Annotated in this window: 1 protein-coding gene; it reads right to left on the reverse strand. The window is 51.9% G+C overall.

Annotation, left to right across the window (positions count from 1 at the left end):
- Window positions 1–266: 266 nt before the first annotated feature.
- Window positions 267–422 (reverse strand): DUF6124 family protein (locus BLX41_RS36810; protein ID WP_404942817.1); only part of this gene is annotated, 156 nt, incomplete at its 5' end.

The following is a 422-nucleotide window of genomic DNA, read 5'->3' on the forward strand; positions in this document are numbered from 1 at the left end:
GCACCCACGTCTTCATTAGCCTGAAGCCAAGCCAGAAAACTGGCAAAAAAAAAGACCCGGCAAAAAGCCGGGTCAAAAACCGTGATTAGCCTGATGAGGAGATAATCCAAAGGTCCGACCTAAGGTCCTTTGGGCTATCGACTGATCTCGCGACCAGCTGCCTGCAATAATAATCATTATCATTTGCAAGTCAAATGTTTTTCCCCGCCCTTTGGAAAATATTTTTCCATTTCTCCTGTTTCCGCTGTTTATTCCTCGCCGGCGCCTCAGCTGGACTCCGAGCGCTGACTTTCCAGAGACTTGTCCACCAGGGCTTTGGCCAAGTCGATCATGTGCACCACTGAAAAAGCCAGGTCACGATTGGCTCCCCGCAGATTGTCGGCCGCGTCATAGGCCGTGGCTGCCGCACAGCGCAGCAGATC

This window comes from Pseudomonas protegens (genome assembly GCF_003732485.1).
In the GTDB taxonomy this organism is placed as follows: Bacteria; Pseudomonadota; Gammaproteobacteria; order Pseudomonadales; family Pseudomonadaceae; genus Aquipseudomonas; species Aquipseudomonas protegens_B.